The sequence below is a fragment of the Paracoccus wurundjeri genome (genome assembly GCF_030678915.1).
In the GTDB taxonomy this organism is placed as follows: Bacteria; Pseudomonadota; Alphaproteobacteria; order Rhodobacterales; family Rhodobacteraceae; genus Paracoccus; species Paracoccus onubensis_A.
The window spans coordinates 31,835-53,929 of sequence record NZ_JAUUTZ010000022.1 but is presented as its reverse complement, the minus strand read 5'-3'; the positions used below and the strand labels follow the sequence as shown (position 1 = coordinate 53,929).

The 22,095-nt window shown below is 61.2% G+C and carries 20 protein-coding genes; 14 read left to right on the top strand and 6 right to left on the bottom strand.

Going from position 1 to position 22,095, the window contains the following annotated elements; translation table 11 throughout:
* Nucleotides 1-96 precede the first annotated feature (96 nt).
* Nucleotides 97-2,922, bottom strand: a complete 2,826-nt coding sequence (locus Q0601_RS18630; RefSeq protein WP_305291407.1) for a valine--tRNA ligase — start codon at nucleotides 2,920-2,922, stop codon at nucleotides 97-99.
* Nucleotides 2,923-3,119: 197 nt separating this feature from the next.
* On the opposite strand from Q0601_RS18630, the gene Q0601_RS18625 reads away from it, so the two are divergent.
* A complete protein-coding gene (locus Q0601_RS18625; RefSeq protein WP_305291406.1) occupies nucleotides 3,120-4,124 on the top strand; it encodes a DctP family TRAP transporter solute-binding subunit in 1,005 nt (334 codons plus the stop codon).
* A gap of 108 nt (nucleotides 4,125-4,232) precedes the next feature.
* Here the strand turns inward: Q0601_RS18625 and Q0601_RS18620 are convergent, their stop codons facing one another.
* Nucleotides 4,233-4,868, bottom strand: coding sequence for a pyridoxamine 5'-phosphate oxidase family protein (locus Q0601_RS18620; RefSeq protein WP_305291405.1), 636 nt, complete (start codon nucleotides 4,866-4,868; stop codon nucleotides 4,233-4,235).
* 88 nt (nucleotides 4,869-4,956) lie between these two features.
* Between Q0601_RS18620 and pdxR the strand changes: the two genes are divergently transcribed.
* Nucleotides 4,957-6,384, top strand: a complete 1,428-nt coding sequence (pdxR, locus tag Q0601_RS18615) for a MocR-like pyridoxine biosynthesis transcription factor PdxR (RefSeq protein WP_305291404.1) — start codon at nucleotides 4,957-4,959, stop codon at nucleotides 6,382-6,384.
* Nucleotides 6,385-6,541: 157 nt separating this feature from the next.
* Nucleotides 6,542-7,762 (top strand): multidrug effflux MFS transporter, encoded by a 1,221-nt coding sequence (locus Q0601_RS18610; RefSeq protein WP_305291402.1) that lies wholly within the window; start codon nucleotides 6,542-6,544, stop codon nucleotides 7,760-7,762.
* A 148-nt stretch (nucleotides 7,763-7,910) separates the two neighbouring features.
* Here the strand turns inward: Q0601_RS18610 and Q0601_RS18605 are convergent, their stop codons facing one another.
* Both Q0601_RS18605 and pcaQ read right to left on the bottom strand, forming a co-directional pair.
* Nucleotides 7,911-9,137, bottom strand: coding sequence for an alpha-hydroxy acid oxidase (locus Q0601_RS18605; RefSeq protein WP_305291401.1), 1,227 nt, complete (start codon nucleotides 9,135-9,137; stop codon nucleotides 7,911-7,913).
* A 122-nt stretch (nucleotides 9,138-9,259) separates the two neighbouring features.
* Nucleotides 9,260-10,207, bottom strand: a complete 948-nt coding sequence (gene pcaQ, locus Q0601_RS18600; RefSeq protein ID WP_305291399.1) for a pca operon transcription factor PcaQ — start codon at nucleotides 10,205-10,207, stop codon at nucleotides 9,260-9,262.
* A gap of 85 nt (nucleotides 10,208-10,292) precedes the next feature.
* Here pcaQ and pobA point away from each other — a divergent pair, with 85 nt between their 5' ends.
* From pobA to Q0601_RS18545, 11 genes are all read left to right on the top strand, one after another.
* Nucleotides 10,293-11,462: a 4-hydroxybenzoate 3-monooxygenase gene (pobA, locus tag Q0601_RS18595; protein ID WP_305291398.1), complete on the top strand. Its 1,170-nt coding sequence runs from the start codon at nucleotides 10,293-10,295 to the stop codon at nucleotides 11,460-11,462.
* Complete coding sequence (gene pcaD / locus Q0601_RS18590; protein ID WP_305291397.1) at nucleotides 11,462-12,250, top strand: 3-oxoadipate enol-lactonase; 789 nt, start codon at nucleotides 11,462-11,464, stop codon at nucleotides 12,248-12,250. The genes pobA and pcaD overlap by 1 nt, the downstream gene beginning before the upstream one ends.
* Complete coding sequence (pcaC, locus tag Q0601_RS18585; RefSeq protein ID WP_305291396.1) at nucleotides 12,243-12,647, top strand: 4-carboxymuconolactone decarboxylase; 405 nt, start codon at nucleotides 12,243-12,245, stop codon at nucleotides 12,645-12,647. The genes pcaD and pcaC overlap by 8 nt, the downstream gene beginning before the upstream one ends.
* Nucleotides 12,644-13,366 (top strand): protocatechuate 3,4-dioxygenase subunit beta, encoded by a 723-nt coding sequence (pcaH, locus tag Q0601_RS18580; RefSeq protein ID WP_305291395.1) that lies wholly within the window; start codon nucleotides 12,644-12,646, stop codon nucleotides 13,364-13,366. The genes pcaC and pcaH overlap by 4 nt, the downstream gene beginning before the upstream one ends.
* Before the next feature lies 1 nt (nucleotide 13,367).
* Nucleotides 13,368-13,988 carry a protocatechuate 3,4-dioxygenase subunit alpha gene (gene pcaG, locus Q0601_RS18575; RefSeq protein ID WP_305291394.1) on the top strand — a complete coding sequence of 207 codons (621 nt, stop codon included), beginning with the start codon at nucleotides 13,368-13,370 and terminating at the stop codon, nucleotides 13,986-13,988.
* Between the two features lie 9 nt (nucleotides 13,989-13,997).
* Nucleotides 13,998-14,831: a 3-oxoadipate:acetyl-CoA acetyltransferase gene (locus tag Q0601_RS18570; RefSeq protein ID WP_305291392.1), complete on the top strand. Its 834-nt coding sequence runs from the start codon at nucleotides 13,998-14,000 to the stop codon at nucleotides 14,829-14,831.
* Nucleotides 14,828-16,108, top strand: coding sequence for a lyase family protein (locus Q0601_RS18565; RefSeq protein ID WP_305291391.1), 1,281 nt, complete (start codon nucleotides 14,828-14,830; stop codon nucleotides 16,106-16,108). The genes Q0601_RS18570 and Q0601_RS18565 overlap by 4 nt, the downstream gene beginning before the upstream one ends.
* A 21-nt stretch (nucleotides 16,109-16,129) precedes the next feature.
* The gene (locus tag Q0601_RS18560; protein ID WP_305291390.1) at nucleotides 16,130-17,155 is read left to right on the top strand and encodes a TRAP transporter substrate-binding protein; all 1,026 of its coding nucleotides are present in this window, start codon (nucleotides 16,130-16,132) and stop codon (nucleotides 17,153-17,155) included.
* A gap of 19 nt (nucleotides 17,156-17,174) precedes the next feature.
* Nucleotides 17,175-17,696, top strand: coding sequence for a TRAP transporter small permease (locus Q0601_RS18555; RefSeq protein WP_305291389.1), 522 nt, complete (start codon nucleotides 17,175-17,177; stop codon nucleotides 17,694-17,696).
* Nucleotides 17,693-19,012: a TRAP transporter large permease gene (locus tag Q0601_RS18550; protein ID WP_305291388.1), complete on the top strand. Its 1,320-nt coding sequence runs from the start codon at nucleotides 17,693-17,695 to the stop codon at nucleotides 19,010-19,012. The genes Q0601_RS18555 and Q0601_RS18550 overlap by 4 nt, the downstream gene beginning before the upstream one ends.
* Nucleotides 19,013-19,177: 165 nt before the next feature.
* Nucleotides 19,178-19,552, top strand: a complete 375-nt coding sequence (locus Q0601_RS18545) for a DUF2852 domain-containing protein (RefSeq protein ID WP_305291446.1) — start codon at nucleotides 19,178-19,180, stop codon at nucleotides 19,550-19,552.
* 37 nt (nucleotides 19,553-19,589) lie between these two features.
* On the opposite strand, the gene betC is transcribed toward Q0601_RS18545, so the two are convergent.
* Both betC and choX read right to left on the bottom strand, forming a co-directional pair.
* The gene (gene betC / locus Q0601_RS18540; protein WP_305291387.1) at nucleotides 19,590-21,083 is read right to left on the bottom strand and encodes a choline-sulfatase; all 1,494 of its coding nucleotides are present in this window, start codon (nucleotides 21,081-21,083) and stop codon (nucleotides 19,590-19,592) included.
* Nucleotides 21,080-22,024 (bottom strand): choline ABC transporter substrate-binding protein, encoded by a 945-nt coding sequence (gene choX / locus Q0601_RS18535; protein ID WP_305291385.1) that lies wholly within the window; start codon nucleotides 22,022-22,024, stop codon nucleotides 21,080-21,082. Before choX ends, betC begins: the two co-directional genes overlap by 4 nt.
* Between the last annotated feature and the right edge of the window lie 71 nt (nucleotides 22,025-22,095).

Genomic DNA, 22,095 nt, shown 5'->3' with positions numbered 1-22,095 from the left:
AGCAAGCCCGACCCGCTGAGAAAACGGCCCCTTTCTTCTCGATAAAATATCCCCGCCGGAGGTTCCGGCGGGAACACGAGGGGGAGGGGTCCCCGCTCAGCGCATCGCTTCAAGCTGCGCGAGAGCCGTTCTGAGGCGGGTGGTGTCGTCGTCCAGCGCGGTCAGCTTGCCGCGGGTTTCCTCGATCACCTCGGGCTCGGCGTTCTGGACGAATTTCGGATTGTCCAGGCGTTTCCGCAAACCGTCGGCGTCCTTTTCGGCCTTTGTCAGCGATTTCTGAAGCCGCGCGGTTTCCGCCTCGGCGTCGATGACATCGCCGATGGGCAGGGCGAAGCTTGCGCCTTGTGCGGCCACGCTGATCATGCCCTTGCCCGCGGTGCCGTCCTGTGGCGGATTGACCCGGGCCAGACGTCCGATCAGTGGCGCATTGGCACTAAGGGCATCGCGCGACGGCTTGTCCGCCTCGGTCACGATCAGATCCAGCCTTGCGCCTGCCGGAACACCCATCTGGGCGCGGGCGGAACGGATTTCCTCGATCAGCGAGATGACCCAGTTGATCTCGCGATCTGCATCCGCGTCGATCAGTTCCGCGCCATATTCCGGCCAATTCCCATGCGCCAGAAGGCCAGCGCGGTCTCCGGTCAGGGACCAGAGTTCCTCGGTCACGAAAGGCATGACGGGATGCAGCATCAGATAACATTGATCCAGCACCCATCCCATGGTTTCGCGGGTTTCCTGCGCGAATTCGCCATCGAAAAGCGGTTTCGAGAATTCCACATACCAGTCGCAGACCTTGCCCCAGACAAAGGCGTAAAGCCCGTTCGCGGCATCGTTGAAACGATAGGTGGACAGGGCTTCGTCCGTGGCCATGCGGATGCGCGCCGTCTCTCCGATGATCCAGCGGTTGACGGTATGGCGCGGCGCGGGACGAGGACCGCCGCCGCGAACCTGGTTCATCTCGGCGAAGCGGCTGGCGTTCCAGATCTTGGTGACGAAATTGCGGAATGCCTCGACATGGCGCGGCCCCAGCTTCGGGTCGCGCCCCATCGCCGCCATGCTGGTCAGGGTCATGCGCAGCGCGTCCGCGCCATATTCGTCGATCAGGGTCAGCGGGTCGATGACATTGCCCTTGGATTTGGACATTTTCGCGCCTTTTTCATCGCGCACGAGACCGTGGACATAGACGGTGTGGAAAGGCGCCTCTTTGACGATTTCCAGCTGCATCATCATCATCCGGGCGACCCAGAAGAAAATGATGTCGAAGCCGGTCACCAGAACATCGGTCGGGAAATATTTTCGCAACTCCGGCGTGTCGTCCGGCCAGCCGAGCGTGCCGATGGGCCAGAGACCGGATGAGAACCATGTGTCGAGCACGTCGGGGTCGCGGGTCAGGGTTTTGCCCGGAGCCTGTGCCTGCGCCTCTGCCTCGGTCGGGGCGCAGTATTGATTGCCGTCTTCGTCATACCACACCGGGATCTGATGCCCCCACCAAAGCTGGCGGCTGATGGTCCAGGGCTCGATATTCTCCAGCCAGTGGAAATAGACCTTCTTGTGCTGTTCCGGCAGGATTTGGGTGCGGCCATCGCGCACCGCGTCAATCGCGGGCTGGACGATCCGTTTCGTGTCCACGAACCACTGATCGGTCAGCATCGGCTCGATCACGACATTGGAACGATCGCCAAAGGGCTGCATGATCTTCTTGTTCTCGACGAAGGGCGCGCCTTCGGCATCCGTCACAGCCAATCCCTCGGCGGTGATCGCCTCGACGACGCGCTTGCGGGCCTCGAACCGGTCAAGGCCGCGCAATTCCTCGGGGACCAGATTGACGGCCGAAACATCGCCTACATCCTCGCCCCCCGCCGCGCGGGTCGCGATGGCGGCGCTGTCGGCATAGGACAACCCGTCCGCGCGCATCGCGCCTGCCGTATCCATCAGCGAATAAAGCGGAATTCCGTTCCGGGTCGCGACGCCGTAATCGTTGAAGTCATGCGCGCCGGTGATTTTCACCGCGCCCGAGCCGAAATCCGGGTCGGGATATTCGTCGGTGATGATCGGGATCAGGCGGCGGTGTTCTTTTGGCCCGACCGGGATCTCGCACAGCTTGCCGACGATCGGGGCATAGCGGGGATCGTCCGGATGAACCGCGACCGCACCATCGCCAAGCATGGTTTCCGGGCGCGTGGTGGCGATGCTGATATAGTCGCGGGTTTCGCGCAGGGTGACGTTACCGTCCTCGTCCCGCTCGACATATTCATAGGTCTCGCCGCCAGCCAGCGGGTATTTGAAATGCCACATATGGCCGGGAACCTCGCGGTTCTCGACCTCCAGATCGCTGATCGCGGTCTCGAAATGCGGGTCCCAGTTCACCAGCCGCTTGCCGCGGTAGATGATGCCCTTGTTGTAAAGGTCGACGAAAACCCGGATCACTGCGTCGTGGAAATTCCCCTCTTCGCCAGCCGGTGCCGCAGGAGCGCCGGACATGGTGAAAGCATTCCGCGACCAGTCGCAAGAGGCGCCAAGCCGCTTCAGCTGATTCATGATCGTGCCGCCGGATTCCTGTTTCCACGCCCAGATCTTCTCGACGAAGGCATCACGCCCGATCGCGCACCGGTTCGGTTCCTGACGTTCGGCCATCTGCCGCTCGACCACCATTTGCGTGGCGATGCCGGCGTGATCCTGCCCGGGCTGCCACAGGGTGTCGAAGCCGCGCATCCGGTGCCAGCGGACAAGGATGTCCTGTAAGGTATTGTTGAAGGCGTGGCCGATATGCAGGCTGCCGGTGACATTTGGCGGCGGGATCATTACCGTAAAGCTTTCCGTGCGGGAGGCATTGGCACCGGCGGCGAATGCCCCGGCGCTTTCCCATTCTGCACTGATGCGGGCTTCGGCAGCCCCTGCGTTGAAACTCTTGTCCATGGTCATGGTTATGATCCCCTTGCCTGGGCACCCGATTACCGAAGCAAAGCGGAAAGGCCAAGACCAGGTGGCAATCGAACCCGGTTCCAGTTACGGAAAATACCTGCATATTGCGCCTGCGGGAACGAGGTGCTGTTTTCTGTGATAGGGGTATGTCGCCGGGGCGCTCCACCCGGTGACCATCTTCAAAGGAGGACGAGCCGATGAAAAAGCTTTTGACGGCGACCTGCGGGCTGGCATTGATGGCCGGGATCGCGATGGCCGATCCCGCCGGTTGCGACGGCGATGAGGAAATGGTCAAGTTCAGCCACGTCACCAATTCCGACAACGATCCCAAAGGGATTGCCGCCGAACTGTTCGCCAAGCGGGTGAATGAAGAGATGGACGGCAAGATGTGCGTCGAGGTTTATCCGAATTCGATGCTGTATGACGACAGCAAGGTTCTTGATGCGATCCTTGAGGGCAATATTCAGCTCGCCGCGCCCTCGCTGTCGAAATTCGAGGCTTTCACCAAGGCTTTCCAAATTTACGATCTGCCCTTCATGTTCAAGAATATCGGGGCTGTGGACGAATTTCAGCATTCGGAAGCCGGGATGAAGATGAAGGCCTCGATAGAGGATCAGGGCCTGTCGGGGCTGGAATACTGGCATGGCGGGATGAAGCAGTTTTCGGCCAGCAAGCCGCTGCTTCTGCCCGGGGATGCAAAGGGATTGAAATTCCGCGTGCAACCCTCGGAGGTGATTGTCGCGCAAATCGAGGCGCTGGGCGCGACGGCACAGCCCATGGCCTTTTCCGAAGTCTATGGCGCGTTGCAGGCCGGTGTTGTCGATGGTCAGGAGAATAGCTGGGCGAATATCAACGGCCAGAAATTCTACGAGGTTCAGGACGGCGTGACCGCAACGAATCACGGCGTGCTTGACTATCTGGTGGTCGCATCGGTCGACTGGCTGGGCGGCCTTGATCCCGAAATCCGGGATCAGATGCTGACAATCCTGAACGAGGTCACCGTCGAACGTAATGCCGTCGTGAATGAGATCGCAGAGCAGGCTCTCAAGGCCATAGCCGATAGCGGCGCAGAGATCCGAAAGCTTGATGACACACAGCGTCAGGCATGGGTCGATGCGATGAAACCCGTATGGGAGCAGTTTGCCGGCGATATCGGGCAGGAAAATATCGATGCCGTGCAGGCCATCAACGGAAAGCACTGACCAAAGGTGATTATCCGCTGACTTGGGAAGGATGGAAGATGGATGCGCCGCCCTGCGTGACACCCGCCGGGCGGCGTATTCTTGTCGGAGGGCTTTCCGACGGGTGGCTCACGCGAATTTCCTGCGCGCCGCCGCAATCGACCTCGATTCGGTCAGATCGTCGGGCGTGTAGCCGTCGCGGATCCCGGTTCCCAGCGAAGTCGTGACAGGGACCACCCCGGCCCAGATCGGCAGCTGGTGATCTTCCTCGTCATCGATCGGGGGACCGGTGCGGATCTTTGCGCTGGCATATTCGATATCAAGCGCGATGACGCCGGTTGCCTTGCGCTCCTGTTTCGACATGGGGCGGACCTCAAGGCTGCGCCCCGGCAGCAGATGGTCCAGAACGGCGTCAAGCGCCTTGTCCATCTCGTCATCCGTTACATGCCGCGCCGCGCCGTGAATGACCGCGCTGCGGTAATTGACCGAATGGTGGAACCCCGAACGGGCGGCCACGATCCCCGTTAACTCGGTCACTTCAAGACAAACAGGAACGGATTCCAGCCGGGCGATCCGGGTTTTCGATGCGCCGTGCAGATACAGGATATTGCCGATCCGCGCATATGCCATTGGAATGACCATCGGACGCCCGTCGGCAATGAATCCGACATGGCCGACAAGAGCTTTGTCCAGAATCGCGTGTATGACCTCTTCATCATAGCTTGCGCGTTTTGCCTGCCTGGCTTTGGCGTAACTGGGCTGCATGGTCTTTCCTTTCTTGACTCGCCTTGCATATGCAGGATTAACTGGATTTACAAAATATCCAGTTTTATTGAAATCTATGAAACCAGTTTTGCTCACCACCCTGACCCGCCCCGATTCCGGGGAAGCCGAGCCGCTGCCACTGCAAATCCGCCGGGATCTGCTGGCTGCAATCCGTGAGGGCAAACTGATCCATGGCGCGAAGCTGCCCTCCAGCCGGGCAGCGGCAGAGGTGTTGCAGGTTTCGCGCACCACCATCAACACGGCCTATGATCTGTTACGGGCCGAAGGGGTCCTGACGGTGCGACCCGGCGCTGCCCCGGCGGTCGTCGCACCCGCCAATCCCCGCCGGCCGAAAATGACCACCAGACTGCCCCTGTCCGATCGGGGCGGCAGGCTGTCAACGGATTTGCGCAGATCCGGGGACAGCCGGAAAAAAGGGGTCATGTCGCCGGGGATACCGGACGAAGCCCTGTTTCCGCGCTCGGAATGGGCGACGGCGTTACGGCGCGTTTCACGGCGGTTGCAGGGCGGGATGTCAGGATATGACATGCATTACGGTCTGCCCGAATTGCGTCAGATTCTGGCCGAGCGGCTGACTGCGGATCGCGGCTTGCGCGCCGATCCCGAGCGGATACTGGTCACATGCGGCACGCAGGCATCGCTTGCGATGCTTGCGCAGGTAATGGCCGATCCGGGCGATATCGCGGCGATGGAGGATCCGGGTTATCTGGGGGCGAGGGCTGCGTTTTCAGGCGCCGGGCTGGCGATCGCTCCGGTGCCGGTTGATGACGAGGGCATATGCGCCGAACTGATCCCGGACGCCGCGCGGATCGTTTACGTCACGCCTTCCAACCAGTATCCGCTTGGAATCAGGATGTCCCTGCAGCGCCGGATGACCCTGCTCGAACGGGCCCGGCGGCACAATACCCTGATCATCGAGGATGATTACGATAGCGAGTTTCATTGGCGCGGCCGTGAGATCGCAGCCTTGGCGGGTTATGGCTCGGGGGAGGTCGCCTATCTCGGTTCGGCTGCGAAAGTACTGATGCCTGCCTTGCGTATCGCCTGGCTGCTGCTGCCCGACTGGCTGGTCGAGCCTGCGCGTATGGCGCAGCGCAATCTGGGCATATTGGCCAATATCCACGCGCAGGCGGCATTGGCCGATCTGATGAGAACGGGCAGGTATCGCGCGCATCTGCGCCGCATTTCCAGGGCCTATGAAGAACGCGGACATGCGTTGGCCGAGGCGCTTTGCTCGATCCCTGGCCTGACGATCCGCCCGCCCGATGGGGGTGTGCAGCTTGCCCTGCAATTTCACGAAAAGCGGGACGAGGCGGCGATCCTTGCCGCTCTGGCCGCCGGGGGCTTCCATCCCGCACCGCTTTCGCCCTGTTCATCCACGGGGCAAACCGGGTTCATCGTGGGTTTTGCCAATGCCACGCCCGACCGAATCGCCAGATTCCGCGAGATTCTGAACCGGGAGACGGGCGCTGCGCGGCGGGCCTGCGGTTCCTGATGTTCCGTGGGGATATTGCCGGAGTGCCAATGTTTCATGTCACATTCGGAATGATTCAGGGCGGGATTGGGGATCGGCGTGCAGGGGATAATTGGCCACATCTTGCACAGTGTGCAATTTGGCGTTATGGCCCAGTTCCAAGTCAAGGGTATTTCCAATGCACCAATCTGCCAATTTCCAGCATTCGCCGGTTCGGCGGCTGCCGATGCCCGAATTCATCGCGATGCTGGCCTTTCTTTTTGCGACAATCGCATTTTCCATCGACGCGATGTTGCCCGCCCTTCCCGAGATCGCGGCGGCGCTTACGCCGGATAACGTCAACCGGGCACAGCTTATCCTGACGGTCTTCGTCGCGGGCATGGGAATCGGTACGCTGTTTGCCGGGCCGATTTCGGATGCCATAGGCCGCAAGCGGGCGATCACGATCGGCTTCATCATCTATTCATGCGCGGCTTTCGCCGCACTTTTCGCGAATTCCATCGAGTTCCTTCTGGTCGCGCGCTTCATTCAAGGGCTGGGGGCGGCAGGGCCGCGGATCGTTGGGCTGGCACTGGTCCGGGATTTGTATGAAGGCCGCGCCATGGCCCGGATTACCAGCATCGTGATGATGGTCTTCATCATTGTGCCGGCGCTTGCCCCCGCGATCGGGGCAGGCATGATCCGGCTTGCCGGCTGGCATGGGGTCTTTATCGGTTTCCTCGCATTCGCCCTGATCGGAGCGACATGGCTGAACTTGCGTCAGGCGGAAACCCTGGCGCCCGCGCGCCGCCGCCCGCTGCAGGTCGCCCCGCTGAAAGAGGCCGCCCGCGAAGTTCTGTCCAACCGTCACGTGATGATGTGCACCCTGATCCTGACGCTGGGTTTCGGCCAGATGTTCGCGCTGCTCAGTTCGGCCCAGCAGCTTTTCGGCGAAGCATATGGCAAGGGCGCGAATTTTCCCTATTGGTTCGCGGGCATGGCGCTGCTTTCCGGGTCGGGCACGGTGCTGAACGCGATCTTCGTGCTGCGCTTTGGCATGCGCCGGATCGCCAGATGGGCCTATATCATGCAGACATGCGTCTCTTCTGTCATGCTGCTGCTGACCCTGACCGGGGTTCTTCCGGAATGGCTTGAATTTCCAGCCTTTTTCATCTGGGCAGTCAGCGTGTTCTTCATGGCGGGCGTGACATTCGGCAATCTCAACGCGCTCGCGCTGCAAACCATGGGTCATATCGCCGGTACTGCCGCCTCGCTGGTGGCGGCGATCTCGACGGTATTGGCGACGTTGATCGCGGCCCCGGTCGGACTGCTTTACAATGGCACCGCGGTGCCGGTGATCTGTGCCACGCTGATCTGTTCGGGGCTGGCCTGGTTCATGATGCGGTACCTGACCGATTAACCTGAAGCGGATCACGCTGCACCGGAAACGCCGGTTATTTGCGTCCCGCGATGACCGGGGGCGCTGCCCCCCGGACCCCCGAGGTATTTGGACAAAGAAGAAGGGGGAGGAAGCGAGCCCGGGCAGGCGCGGCAGGCTAAGGATCGGATCAGGCAGATATGCAGGTGGCTGGTGCGGGATGCAGGCAATCCAGACCCAGTTCCCGCAATTCCCGGATCGATCTGACACCCAGCAGGGCCATGTCGCGGTCGATCTCTTCGGACAGAAGGGTCATGGCGTGACCGACCCCCGCCAGCCCGTAAGTGGCGGCGGCATAGAGGAATGGCCGCCCCACAAGAACGAAATCCGCCCCCAGAACAAGCGCCTTGAGCACATCCGTTCCGCGCCGGATGCCGCCGTCGAATATGATGCTCATATCCGGGACCGCCTTGCGGAATTCGGGCAGGAAGCGCAGCGGTGAGATGGTGCCATCCAACTGCCTTCCGCCGTGGTTCGAAAGAATGATCGCGTCGCAGCCGTGCCGGGCGGCCAGCTCTGCGTCATCGGGATGGATGATTCCCTTGACCAGCAATTTCCCCTTCCACCGGTCGCGGATGAAGGCGATATCATCCCAGCTCAGCTTGTCGCGGGCGATGGTCGAGCGAACGAGGTCCCGAGAAAACAGCGGTGGTCCCTGAACGGCTTCCATATTCTCGAAATGCGGCATGCCGCGCGTGGCGATTTCCCTGCCCAGCGTGCCGAGGGACCAGCGAGGATGCGTCACGCCCTGCCAGACCAGTTGCGGGGTGATCCGGAACGGCGCGTCGAAGCCGTTTCTGGCGTTATTCTCGCGGTTGCTTGCGACGGGTACGTCACCGGTAACGACAAGATGTCGAAAGCCCGCGGCCTCGACACGTTGCAGCAGGCCCGCGATCCTGTCCTTGTCGCCCGGGATATAGGCCTGAAACCACGTGCTGCCCGCATCTTTGGCGACGCGTTCAAGCGGTGTCAGAGAGGCCGCTGAACAGATCGCGAAACTTCCGGCGGCGGCGGCGCCCTGGGCCAGCACGACATCGCCATCGAATGCGGCAACCGCACTGAAGCCCATCGGCGCGATGCCAAAGGGAACGGAATAGGAGTTCCCCAGAAATTCGGTTTGCAGACTGCGGCCTGAAACGTCACGCAGGATACGGGGCCGGAAGCCGATGGACTGATAGGCCTCGCGGTTGGCGCGCAGGCTGGAATCGGTTTCGGTGCCGCCGCTGACATAGCCGAAGATCGCACGGGGAAGAAGCCGCTTCGCGCGCGTCTCGAAATCGTCCAGTGAAAATATCTTGCGCAGGCGTGGGGCGACCGTGGATTTCTTGCGTTTCACGATGGCGACAGAGTTCGTCATTTCAATTCCGCTTTCATTCGAAACCGTTTGTGGGCGCCACGCGCCATGTCTGTCGCCAAGCAATACGAAAGCGGCAGGGATGACAACCGGTTGTAACGATCCGCGGGCAAGGATGCGATGTCTCAGCTCGGTTCGGTATGGTGGCTATCCGCTTTGCCGGTCAGCCCCAGCTTGTCGACGGCGCGATGAACTGCCTGGCGGAACAGCGCGGAACCGGCGTTTTCGACATGGTCCGCCCGTGTCATGACGCCGACCGGCCCGGCGGTCAGTTCGGTTGCCACGGGAAGCCGCGCCAATCGGCCCTGCGCGATCTCGCGTGCGACCACGCCTGCCGAAATGAACCAGATCGCGTCGCTGTCCTGCACATAAGAGCGGCCGAATGCGCCCGAGACGGTTTCGATGCGCCGCGACGGGATCGGAATGCCCGCAGCGATCAGGTATCGCTCGACGAATGGCCGGATTGCGGCCCAGGGCGGCGGGAAGATCACCGGCCATTCCGCGAGCCTGCGCAGATCCGGATCGTTTTGGATCGGATGGCGGGGCCGGGTCACGATGGCGACCTCTTCCAGATATAATTGCGTGAAGCTAAGGCCCTGCATCGTCTCGGGCGCGCCAAGCCGCCCGATGACGACATCCAGATCCCCTGCCCGCAGCAATCTTGTCAGATGTTCATGCGAGCCGTCGGCGATGGTCAGGCGCAGCTCGGGCGCGGTCTCGGAAAGCTGCGCGACCGTTTCGGGCATCAGCCTTGCCGCGACCGATGGCAGGGCGCCGATCTGCAATGACGCGGCACCTTCGCGCCCGGCCTCCTTGATCCCGGCAAGCCCCTGTTCCAAGGTCGAAAGACTGTTCAGGGCCAATCCATGAAGATATTCGCCCTTTGCCGTCAGCGATATTCCCGCGCGGCTGCGGGTCAGAAGCCGGACCCCGACGATTTCTTCCAGCTCTGACAGTGTGCGCGAGATCGCCGGTTGGGTCAGAAGCAGGCGCTGTGCGGCGCGTTTCATGCTGCCCTGGCGCACGATCTCGGTCAGGGCCTGCAGGTGGCGGATTTTGATGCGACGATCCATAATTGCCATTTTTGATAATCAAATACTTATAGAACTCATTTTACTTTGCATTTTCAATATGTGAATTTCCGGATGTGGAGGGACCATGCGCACACAGGTCGTCATTATCGGAGGCGGGCCTTCGGGTTTGCTGCTGGGGCAGTTGCTGCATCGCCGGGGCGTCGGGGCCGTCGTGCTGGAGCGCAAGACCCGTGAATATGTGCTGGGCCGGATTCGCGCCGGGGTTCTGGAAACGGGGCTGGTCAATCTCATGGAAGAGGCGGGCGTGGCCGAACGTCTGCATCGCGACGGTTTCGTGCATGCCGGCACCCGGATTGCCGTGGGTGGCGAGATGTTCCATATCGATTTCAAGGCGCTTACCGGAACTCCGGTCATCGTTTATGGCCAGACCGAGGTCACGCGCGATCTTTACGATGCCCGCGAAGCTGTGGGCGCACAGACGGAATTCGAGGTCGATCACGTTCTTATCCATGACGCCGAAAGTGACCGGCCTCATGTCACATTCGAGCAGAACGGTCAGCAAAAGCGGATAGATTGCGACTTCATCGCCGGTTGCGACGGATCTCACGGGGTCAGCCGCCAATCCATCCCGCTGACGATCCGCCGCGAATATGAAAAGACCTATCCGTTCGGCTGGCTTGGCGTATTGTCGCATACGCCGCCGGTGGATGACGAGTTGATCTATGCGAATTCGGAACGCGGCTTTGCGCTATGTTCGATGCGCAACCGGAATCTGTCGCGCTATTACGTTCAATGCGCCCTGTCGGATCATCCCGAAGACTGGACCGATGCGGCCTTCTGGCAGGAACTGAAGCGCCGGTTGCCCCGCGAGGTGGCCGAGCGGCTGGTGACCGGTCCCACGATCGAGAAATCCATCGCGCCCCTGCGGTCATTCGTGACCGAGCCGATGCGCTGGGGGCGGCTGTTCCTGTGCGGTGACGCGGCCCATATCGTGCCGCCGACGGGGGCAAAGGGCCTGAACACGGCGGCAAGCGATGTGCATTACCTGTATAACGGCTTGCGTCAATATTACGAAGAGGCCGATAGTGAAGGCATCGACCGCTATTCCGAGCGGGCGCTTGCACGGGTCTGGAAGGCGGAACGCTTCAGTTGGTGGTTCAGCGGGTTGCTGCACCGCTATCCGGATCAAAGTCGGTTCGACCTGAAGATGCAGCAGGCCGATCTGGCTTTCCTGCGTGACAATCAGGCGCAGCAACGGGCATTTGCGGAAAACTATGTGGGGTTACCATATTGATGCATACGGCAACCGTTAACGGCGCGAATCTCCATTACGCGGATCAGGGGCCTGCGGACGGTCCGGCGGTGATATTCGCCAATTCACTGGGAACGGATTTGCGGCTGTGGGACGCGCTTTTGTCGCATCTTCCAGAGGGTTTGCGGCTGATCCGCTATGACAAGCGCGGCCATGGTCTGTCCGAGGAAACGCCCGGTCCCTATATGATCGAGCAGCTTGCCGATGATGCGGCAGGGCTGATCCGGCATCTGGGGCTGCGGGATGTCGTCTTTGTCGGCCTGTCCATCGGCGGGCTGATCGGGCAATCCGTCGCCCTGCGACATGACGGGCTGCTTCGCGGATTGGTGATTTCAAACAGCGCGGCGAAGATCGGCGATGCCGGGATATGGCATGGACGTGTCGTGACGATCCGAAGGCATGGGCTTGCGTCTATCGGCCCGGCCACGATGGAACGGTGGTTCTCGCCCGCGTTCCGGGCCTCGGGCGCGGCGGATCCCTGGCAAAGGATGCTGGAACGGCAGCCAGTGGACGGATATATCGCCTGCTGCGAGGCTATCGCGGCGGCGGATTTGCGGAGTGCTGTGCCGGGTTTGAAACTGCCCCTCCGCCTGATCGCGGCAGAGCTTGACGGTGCGACCCCGGTTTCGGTGATGCAGGACACTGCGGAACTGATCAAGGGCGCACGGGTCGAGGTGATGCGGGGCGTCGGACATCTGCCCTGTGTCGAGGCACCCGAAGCCTATGCCGGAATTCTGTCCGGTTTTCTGCGGGAGGTGGGGCATGTCTGACCGTTTTGACATCGGCATGCGGGTTCGCCGCGAAGTGCTGGGTGACGAACATGTCGACCGTGCCGAGGCCGCAAAATCGGATATCGACACGCCGTTTCAGGATCTTATCACCAGCTCTGCCTGGGGCACCGTCTGGGCCGGTGACGGGATCAGCCGCCGTGACCGATCCATGCTGACCCTTGCGCTGCTGGCCGCGACGGGGAATTTCGAGGAGATCCCGATGCATATCCGCGCCACCACCCGCACCGGCGCATCGCGTCAGGATGTGCTGGAGGCGTTTCAGCATGTCGCCATCTATGCCGGTGTTCCGCGTGCGAACCATGCGTTGAAGCTGGCGAAACAGACCTATGCCGAGATGGACGCCAAATCGGACCGTAACGAGGGGGTCAGCCAATGAAGCCAGCCGAATATTATCAGCGGGACCGGACCCTGCACCCGCCCGCCTATGCGCCGGATTACAAGACCTCGGTCTCACGCAGCCCGCGCCTGCCGCTGATTTCGCTGCAAAATTCGGCCAGCGAGATTACCGGGCCGGTATTCGGGCATCGTGACATCGATCCGCTGGATAACGATCTGGTCCGCAATTTCCCGCATGGCGGCGATCCGGTGGGCGAACGGATCATCCTGCATGGCCGGGTTCTGGATGAGAACGCGCGCCCGGTGCCGAAGACGCTGGTCGAGATCTGGCAGGCCAATGCCTCGGGTCGTTATCGGCACAGGAAGGACACTTACCTGGGCGCGCTTGATCCGAATTTCGGCGGCTGCGGGCGAACCCTGACGGATGATAACGGCAATTATTTTTTCCGGACTATCAAGCCCGGGGCCTATCCGTGGCGCAACTGGGTCAATAGCTGGCGTCCCGCGCATATCCATGTTTCGGTCTTCGGCTCGGCTTTCGCCCAACGGCTGATCACCCAGCTTTACTTCGAAGGCGATCCGCTGATCCCGCATTGCCCCATCGTCAAGACAATCCCGGACCCGGAGGCCATCGAGCAGCTGATCGCAAGGCTTGACCTGAACGCGACTATTCCGCTGGATGCGATTACCTATAAGTTCGACATCGTGCTGCGGGGCAGGCGCTCGACCTTGTTCGAGAACCGGCTGGAGGGGAACTGACATGCCGCAGAAACTGGATTATCTGCGCGAAACCGCATCTCAGACGGCGGGGCCATATGTTCATATCGGCCTTGCCCCGAAGGATGCGGGCTTCGAGATTTACGGGCAGGAACTGGGCAAGGATATCGCTGGCCCGAACGCGGCAGGCGAGCGTATCCGGGTCGAGGGTTGCGTCCTCGATGGGATGGGATCGCCAGTCAGGGATGTCCTGCTTGAGGTCTGGCAGGCGAATGCCGCCGGGCATTACGCCCATCCCGAAGGAGGTGGCGCGGTGGAAGACGGTTTTCGCGGCTGGGGTCGGGTCATCAGCGATTTCGAAACCGGCGAATGGGGGTTCGACACCATAAAGCCGGGCGCGGTCATGGGGCGAGGCGGCAGGCAAATGGCGCCGCATCTGAATTTCTGGATCGTCTCGCGCGGGATCAATATCGGCCTGAATACACGGATGTATTTCACCGACGAGGAATCCGCCAATGCCGCCGATCCGGTCCTGAACCTGATCGAATGGGAACATCGCCGCGCGACCCTGATCGCTGCCCGCGCCATGCGCGATGGCATCCCGGTCTACCGGTTCGATATCCGGTTACAGGGCGATGATGAAACCGTGTTCTTCGATATCTGAGGCCCGATCATGACGAATCCCTGCATCATCTGCGTGGCGATTACCGGTTCCTTGCCGACCAAGGAAAACAATCCCGCCGTGCCGGTTTCGGTCAGCGAGCAGATCGAATCCACGCAGGAAGCCTTTGAAGCCGGCGCGACTATCGCCCATTGTCATGTCCGCGACGACGAGGGCAAACCGACCAGCGATCCCGCGCGTTTCGCCGCATTGAAAGAAGGGCTGAAGAAACATTGCCCCGGTATGATCCTGCAATTCTCGACTGGCGGGCGTTCCGGTGCCGGGCAGGCGCGGGGCGGGATGCTGCCCCTGTGCCCCGACATGGCCTCGCTTTCGGTGGGGTCGAACAATTTTCCCGCGCGGGTCTATGAGAACCCGCCCGATCTGGTGGACTGGCTGGCATCCGAGATGATCGCGCATGGGGTCAAGCCCGAGATCGAGGCTTTCGATCTCTCACATATCTTTCAGGCGGCAAAGATGCATCAGGACGGCCGGATCAAGGACCGGCCCTATGTGCAATTCGTGATGGGTGTGAAGAACGCGATGCCGGGCGACCGCGAGGTGTTTGATTTCTACATCCACACCGTCAAGCGCCTGTTCGGCGAGGATGCGCCCTGGTGCGCCGCCGGGATCGGTGCGAACCAGATCGTCGTGAATGAATGGGCGATTTCTGCGGGCGGTCACGCCCGCACCGGGCTGGAGGATAATGTCCGGCTGAGCAGGGAGGAGCTGGCCCCGTCCAATGCTGCGCTTGTGCGGCGGGCGGTTGAATTATGCGGGAAATATGAACGGCCGGTCGCCGATTTCCGGCAGGCGCGGCAGATATTGGGATTGCATGCGCCATGATGCTGACGGATGGGCTTTTCGGGGATGAGGATCTGGAGCGGTTGATGACCGCGCCCTGTCAGATCAATGCCATCTGCCTTGTCGAATCCGCGCTGGCGCGTTGTCAGGGCAGGCTGGGGATCATCCCGGCCAAGGCTGCGGCGGAGATCGTGGCACGGATCGAGAAACGGCGGATCGATCCCGCCGATCTGCTTGGGCCGACGATGCGGGCGGGTATTGCGGCGCAGGCCGTGGCGACTGCCCTGAAAAAGCAATGCGGCGAGAATGCCGACTGGGTGCATTTCGGCGCCACCTCGCAGGATATCGAGGATACGGCGCTGGTTATCTGTCTGGTCGAGGCGTTGCGGATCATCGAGGAACGGCTTGTCAAACTTGAAAAACAGCTTGCGGCGAAGGCGGAATGTTTCGCGGATCGCGCAATCCCCGCGCGAACACGTTTTCAGCTTGCCGCACCGACCACGCTTGGCGCGAAGATCGCCGTCTGGCGCGCGCCTTTGCGGCGGCATCTGGCGCGGTTGGCGGAACTGCGCGTCAGGTTGTTCAAGGTCTCGTTTCATGGCGCGGCGGGGACGGGCGCGGCGCTTGGGCCGGATATGGCAAGGGTGCGTCAGGCATTGGCTGAAGAGCTGAACCTGGGCGCGGATGATGTGCCCTGGCATTCCGCCCGCGACAATATTGCCGAACTCGCCGGGTGGCTGGCGATGCTGTGCGGGTCTTTGGGCAAGATGGGCGCGGATCTGATCCTTCTGGGTCAGTCAGAGATTGCCGAGGTTAAGGCCGGAACGGGCGGAGCATCCTCGACCATGCCGCAGAAATCCAATCCGGTCGCGGCCGAAACCCTTGTCACGATTGCAAGGCTGAACGCGGGTGCGGTCGGCACGATCCATCAGGCAATGGTTCATGCGCAGGAGCGCGACGGCTCGGCGCTGGGGATCGAATGGCGGGTGTTGCCGGGCATGGTGATCCATAGCGGCGCGGCGCTGCGTCTGGCGACCACACTGGTGGACTCGCTTTCCGCCGATCAGGCTGCGATAGTCCGGACCTTTGCCGCCGATCGCGGCGCTATGCTTGCCGAGGCCGCGGGATTTTATCTGGCCCGTTCCATGCCGCGCGATCAGGCGCTGGCACTTGTCCGGCAGGCATTGGCGGAGATGGACGTGAATGGCAGGGAAACCTTGCCCGAGGCCCTGTCGCGTATCGTTCCCGGTCATGACTGGGCAGAGATTCTCGCATTCGAAAACAACATCGGAGACGCGCCGGCACAGGCCCGTTCCTGACCAGTCATGGGAGGACTGAACATGAAGAAACTGCTGCTATCCGCCGCGATATGTATCGCCGCGACAGGCGTGGCCACCGCGCAGGAGGTGACGCTGCGCGTTCACCATTTCCTGTCTGCCGATGCGCCGATGCACAAGGATGTGCTCGTGCCGTGGGAAAAACAGGTCGAGGAGAAATCCGAGGGCCGCATCGACGTGCAGCTTTACCCCTCGATGCAGCTTGGCGGCAAGCCGCCACAGCTTTACGATCAGGCGCGCGACGGGATCGTTGATATCTCATGGACCCTGCTTGGCTATACGCCGGGGCGGTTCCCGGTTTCCGAAGTGTTCGAACTGCCCTTCATGTCGGGCACCGCAACCCAGACGACCGCTGCGCTTCAGGAATTTCAGGCGAAATATATGGGCGATGAGCTGAAGGACGTGCATCCGCTGCTGATTCATGCGCCTGCCGCTTACAAGATTCACACCAATGGCAAGCCGGTTGCCTCGCTTGAGGACCTGTCAGGGCTGAAACTGCGTGCCCCCTCGCGCACCATGACCGAGGGGCTGAACGCGCTTGGCGCGACCGCGGTCGGCATGCCGGTACCCGAGGTGCCTCAGGCCCTGACCACCGGTGTCATCGACGGAGCGGTGATCCCATGGGAGGTCTTCGGCAGTCTGAGGATCGAAAGCGTCGCCAAGGAACATGCCGAAATCGGGGTCGAGAATGGCGGGCTGTCCACCTCGGTCATGGCGCTTGTGATGAACAGGGGCAAATATGACGGACTGCCGGATGATCTGAAGGCGGTCATCGACGAGACGACCGGCGCGGCGCTGGCCGAACTCGCAGGCGCGGCATTCGACGCCGCCGAGGATGAAGAGCGACAGAAGGCGCTGGACGCGGGCGGCAATATCACCGTCCTGCCCGAGGAAGAGGTCGCCAAATGGCGCGAGGCGACGCAGCCGGTCATCGACGCCTGGGTCAAATCGACCACTGATGCCGGGCTGAACGGTCAGGCGATCCTGGATGACGCGCAGGCGATGCTGGACGCCGCGCAGGCCGAGTAAGCGACCGGGAGGAGAAGCCATGGCCGATACAGAGATTTTCAGCGAAGCCGCGTCACCGATCAGCTTGCCCGGCTGGCTTCTTGCTGCCTGCAAGGGATTCGCTGCTATCGGGGGAGTGACATTATTGGCCATGATGCTGATGACCGTGACCAGCGTGGTGCTGCGCGGCATCATCGGCAAACCCATCCCCGGCGATTTCGAACTGGTCGAGCTTGGCAGTGCGATCGCGATCTTCTGCTTTCTTCCCTGGTGTCAGGCGACTGGCGGCAATGTCGTGGTCGATTTCTTTACGCAAAAGGCCGGACCGCGCGCGATCCATCTGATGGATGCCTTTGGTTCGCTGCTCTATCTGCTGATCGCGGGGCTGTTGTTGTGGCGGCTGATCCATGGCGCGCTGGAAATGCGGCAATATGGCGAACAGACCATGGTGCTGGCGGTGCAGGTCTGGTGGAGCTTCATCATCATCCTTCCGGCGATGGCGCTGTTGACCGTGACCTGCGCCGCCAGCTTCCTTGCCCATCTGAAAGGGGCGCGGCAATGAGCGGGCTGGCCGCCGGGCTGACCGGATTCGCCGCGCTTCTGGCCTTGATGGTCATACGGGTGCCCATCGGCGTCGCGATGCTGTCGGTGGGGATCGGCGGATACGGCCTTTACAGCGGGGTCACGCCGCTTCTCGCCTTTCTCAAGACCTCGACCTATTACCAGTTCTCGACCTATTCGCTGTCGGTTATTCCGCTTTTCGTGCTGATGGGCGAATTCGCCACCCATGCCGGAATGAGCCGGGCACTGTACCGCACCGCCGCCGCATTTCTTGGGCATCGCCGGGGCGGGTTGGCCATGGCCTCGATCGGCGGTTGCGCCGCATTCGGCGCGATCTGCGGCAGTTCTCTGGCCACAGCGGCGACAATGGGGCAGGTCGCGTTGCCCGAGATGCGGCGCTATAATTATTCGGGCGCTTTGGCGACCGGCTCGCTTGCCGCAGGGGGCACGCTGGGCATCCTGATTCCGCCCTCGGTCATCCTTGTCCTTTATGCGCTCATGGCCGAGCAGAACATCGCCAAGATGTTCGTCGCCGCCATGGTGCCGGGCGTTCTGGCCGCCCTTGGTTATATGCTGGCCGTGGCGATTTTTGTCTGGCGCCATCCCGAAGACGGCCCTGCCGGTCCGCGCGCAGGCTGGCCCGAGCGTTTGGGCGCGTTGAAGGAAACCTGGTCGATCATCCTGATCTTCACATTGGTGATCACCGGTATGTATCGGGGCTGGTTCACGCCAACCGAGGCCGCTGCGGTTGGCGCCTTCGGCGCGGGAATGCTGGCTTTCCTGCATGGTGGATTGCGCCTGTCGGGGTTGATGGCATGCCTGCGCGGAACCGCATCGACCTCGGCGATGATCTTCCTGATCCTGCTGGGGGCCGAGATGTTCAACGCCTTCCTCGCCCAGACCCAGACCCCCATGTTGATGGCCAATGCGATCTCGCAATCGGGCATGACGCCGATGATGGTTCTGCTGGCAATGCTGGCACTGTATCTGGTGCTGGGCTGTGTGATGGATTCCATGTCCATGCTGCTTCTGACCATCCCGATCTTCTACCCGATCATCGGCGGGCTGGATTTCGGCATGCCACGTGAAGAGACGCTGATCTGGTTCGGGATCCTTGCGGTGGTGGTGGTCGAGGTCGGGCTGATCACGCCTCCGGTCGGCATGAATGTCTTTGTCATCAACGGGATGGCAAAAGACGTGCCGATGATCGAAAGCTTCCGTGGCGTGTTGCCCTTTTTGCTTAGCGATCTTGTCCGTATCGTGGTACTGATTGCCTTTCCCGCCATCACGCTGGGACTGGTGCGGTTGTTCGGATAATAACCGCACCGGTGGCATGGACTGCCCGATCCGGATGGTTTCAAAAAAATCGACGAAAACTCTTGACCTGCGTCGCGTGGTGCCCATTTATGTAAATGTGATTAACATTAACATAGGGAGTTCATCAAAATGCACAGTGCCTCGCGTGAAATAACCGGTTTCAGGATGCCGCGGGATGCGGGTCCGGGTCCGGTCGGGCGGGTCAGAGACTGGCTGGACGAGCGCGGCAAAGCTGCGTGGATCGTTGCCATGATCCTGGGCTTCATCGCTTTCTGGCCCATCGGTCTTGCCATTCTTGCTTACATGATCTGGAGTAAACGCATGTTTGGATGCAGCAAACGCAGTCATCACCACCATCGCCGTTATCATTCCGCGCCCACCGGCAATACCGCTTTCGACACTTATCGCGAAGAAACGCTGAAGCGGTTGGAAGACGAGCATTCCGAGTTCATGGACTTCCTGCAAAAGCTGCGCGAAGCCAAGGACAAGGCAGAGTTCGATCAGTTCATGGAACAGCGCGACACCAAGTCGGAACAGTGATAAAAACGAATGGGGCCGGAACTTCCGGCCCCTTCGCTTATTCTCCGCGCGGGAAACGCTGATTTTCCTCCAGCACGTTCAGATCCATGTGATTGCGCATATAACGCTCGGACGCGCGCATCAGCGGCTGATAGTCCCAGGGATAATAGGAGCCGTTCCGCAAGGCCTCGTAAACGATCCAGCGGCGAGCCTGCGACTGCCGCACTTCGGAATCATACGCCGCCAGATCCCAGCGGTGTCGTGCCATATCCCGCAACCGCTCCAATTCCCGCGCATGGGCGGGATCACCGGCAAGATTGATCCGTTCGTCCGGATCCGTTTCCAGATTGTAAAGCAGTTCGGGATCGGCGTCGCAGGCGATATATTTCCACCGCCCGTCCCGTATCGCCACCAGTGGCGCGATACTGCCCTCGGCCGCGTATTCCATCGGTACCGGCCCCCGATCCGCGCCGCCATCGGCCAAAGACACCCCATCGGTCCAGGGCGCGATTTCGTCCAGCGGCAACCCGGCCAGGTCGCAAAGCGTCGGCAGAACGTCGATGGTGCTGACGGGCTGATCCACGCGCCCGGGTTCCATCCCCGGAGCCGAGATCATCAGCGGCACCCGCGCCGAGCCTTCGAAAAAGCTCATCTTGAACCACAATCCCCGCTCGCCCAGCATATCGCCGTGATCCGAGACGAACAGGATGATCGCCTCTTGCCCGGTCGTTTCCAGCACATCGAGAATCTCTCCGATCTTGTCATCGATATAGCTGATATTGGCGAAATAACCCCGCCGCGCCCGACGGATATGATCTTCGGTGATGTCAAAGGCCCGCCAGTCCGAGGCATCCATAAGCCGCTGCGAATGCGGGTCCTGATCCTCGTATGGAAGGGTCTGAGGTGCGGCCAGTTCGGGCGCATCTTCGTAGAGATCCCAGTATTTCCGTCGCGCGACATAGGGATCATGCGGATGGGTAAAGCTGACGGTCAGGCACCAAGGCCGCTCATCCCCGCCGCGCGCCAGATCATAAAGCTTGCGGCAGGCATTATAGGCAACCTCGTCGTCATATTCGAGCTGATTGCTGATCTCACCCACGCCCGCGCCGGTGACCGAGCCGAGATTGTGATACCACCAGTCGATCCGCTCACCCGGCTTGCGGTAATCGGGGGTCCAGCCGAAATCGGCGGGATAGATATCGGTGGTCAGCCGTTCCTCGAATCCGTGCAACTGGTCGGGGCCGACGAAATGCATCTTGCCCGACAGGCAGGTCTGATATCCCGCCCGCCGCAGGTGATGCGCATAGGTCGGGATGTCCGAGGCGAACTCGGCCGCGTTGTCATAGACCCGCGTGCGCCGGGGCAGTTGCCCCGACATGAAACTGGCGCGCCCGGGGGCGCAAAGCGGGCTGCCGGTATAGGTATTGGCAAACCGCGTCGAGCGTTCTGCCAATCGTCGAAGATTGGGCGCATGCAGAAAATCGGCGGGGCCGTCGGGAAACAGCACCCCTGATAGCTGATCCGCCATCAAAACAAGAATATTCGGTTTCATTCTCCGACCGCTGCCATCACCGCATCAATACCCGGCTGGCCGTCAAGCGTGGTCACGCCGTCCAGCCATTTCCCGGCAATTTCGGGATTCGCGGCGATCCACTCTTTCGCGGCATCCTGCGCATCCGCGCCCTCGTCAAGGATCTTGCCCATCAGCTGGTTCTCCATGCTGATGTCGAAAACCAGCTGGCTGAACAGTTTGGTGGCATTGGGACATTCCGCGACCCATTCCTTGCGGGCAAGGGTGAATACATCGGCGCCGCCATAATCCGGGCCGAACTGTTCATCGCCGCCGGTCAGATAGGTGATCTCGAGCGATTCGTTCATCGGATGCGGCGCCCATGCCAGAAAGACCGTCGGTGTGTCCGCGCTGTCGTTGCGGCCAACCTGAGCCAGCATTGCCTGTTCGCCGCTTTCGACCAGTTCCCAGTCGCCAAGGCCGAATTCGTCCGCCTCGATCATGGCCTGAATCGACTGATTTGCCGGGGCGCCGGGTTCGATCCCGTATATCTTGCCCTCGAACGCATCTTTCTGCGCATCGAGATCGGCGAAATCCGCAACGCCGGCTTCCGCGCCGGCAGTGTTGACCGCCAGAGTGAATTTCGCGCCTTCGAGATTCTGCACCAGTTCTTCGATACCGCCATTCGCGTCCAGATCGTCACGGAAGGTTTGCTGCGCAGGCATCCAATTGCCCAGGAACACGTCGGTCTGGCCATTTTTCAACGCCTCGTATCCGACCGGAACCGACAGGGTGGCGATATCGGGCGTATAGCCCAGCGCGGACAACACCACAGCCGCGACGCCATTCGTTGCGGTGATATCGGTCCAGCCGGGATCGGAGAGATGTACCGTGCCGCATGTGCCGGGATCATCGGCCAGTGCGGGCATCGCGGTTGCCGCCGAAAGCGACAGCGCGACGAGTAGGCGTTTCCTGCTGAGCATTGGACTTCCTCCTGACGGGATATTGATTGTCCAGTCAATCAGTATCAGGTTTTCCGCCGAAGATCACCCCG

Excerpts from the sequence above, each read along its gene's own strand:
- choX (WP_305291385.1), bottom strand. The coding sequence starts at position 22,024 with ATGCTCAGCAGGAAACGCCTACTCGTCGCGCTGTCGCTTTCGGCGGCA.
- Q0601_RS18550 (WP_305291388.1), top strand. The coding sequence starts at position 17,693 with ATGAGCGGGCTGGCCGCCGGGCTGACCGGATTCGCCGCGCTTCTGGCC.
- Q0601_RS18555 (WP_305291389.1), top strand. The coding sequence starts at position 17,175 with ATGGCCGATACAGAGATTTTCAGCGAAGCCGCGTCACCGATCAGCTTG.
- Q0601_RS18565 (WP_305291391.1), top strand. The coding sequence starts at position 14,828 with ATGATGCTGACGGATGGGCTTTTCGGGGATGAGGATCTGGAGCGGTTG.
- pcaH (WP_305291395.1), top strand. The coding sequence starts at position 12,644 with ATGAAGCCAGCCGAATATTATCAGCGGGACCGGACCCTGCACCCGCCC.
- betC (WP_305291387.1), bottom strand. The coding sequence starts at position 21,083 with ATGAAACCGAATATTCTTGTTTTGATGGCGGATCAGCTATCAGGGGTG.
- Q0601_RS18620 (WP_305291405.1), bottom strand. The coding sequence starts at position 4,868 with ATGCAGCCCAGTTACGCCAAAGCCAGGCAGGCAAAACGCGCAAGCTAT.
- pcaC (WP_305291396.1), top strand. The coding sequence starts at position 12,243 with ATGTCTGACCGTTTTGACATCGGCATGCGGGTTCGCCGCGAAGTGCTG.
- Q0601_RS18610 (WP_305291402.1), top strand. The coding sequence starts at position 6,542 with ATGCACCAATCTGCCAATTTCCAGCATTCGCCGGTTCGGCGGCTGCCG.
- pcaD (WP_305291397.1), top strand. The coding sequence starts at position 11,462 with ATGCATACGGCAACCGTTAACGGCGCGAATCTCCATTACGCGGATCAG.
- Q0601_RS18625 (WP_305291406.1), top strand. The coding sequence starts at position 3,120 with ATGAAAAAGCTTTTGACGGCGACCTGCGGGCTGGCATTGATGGCCGGG.
- Q0601_RS18570 (WP_305291392.1), top strand. The coding sequence starts at position 13,998 with ATGACGAATCCCTGCATCATCTGCGTGGCGATTACCGGTTCCTTGCCG.
- pcaG (WP_305291394.1), top strand. The coding sequence starts at position 13,368 with ATGCCGCAGAAACTGGATTATCTGCGCGAAACCGCATCTCAGACGGCG.
- Q0601_RS18605 (WP_305291401.1), bottom strand. The coding sequence starts at position 9,137 with ATGACGAACTCTGTCGCCATCGTGAAACGCAAGAAATCCACGGTCGCC.
- Q0601_RS18630 (WP_305291407.1), bottom strand. The coding sequence starts at position 2,922 with ATGACCATGGACAAGAGTTTCAACGCAGGGGCTGCCGAAGCCCGCATC.
- pobA (WP_305291398.1), top strand. The coding sequence starts at position 10,293 with ATGCGCACACAGGTCGTCATTATCGGAGGCGGGCCTTCGGGTTTGCTG.
- pcaQ (WP_305291399.1), bottom strand. The coding sequence starts at position 10,207 with ATGGATCGTCGCATCAAAATCCGCCACCTGCAGGCCCTGACCGAGATC.
- Q0601_RS18560 (WP_305291390.1), top strand. The coding sequence starts at position 16,130 with ATGAAGAAACTGCTGCTATCCGCCGCGATATGTATCGCCGCGACAGGC.
- Q0601_RS18545 (WP_305291446.1), top strand. The coding sequence starts at position 19,178 with ATGCCGCGGGATGCGGGTCCGGGTCCGGTCGGGCGGGTCAGAGACTGG.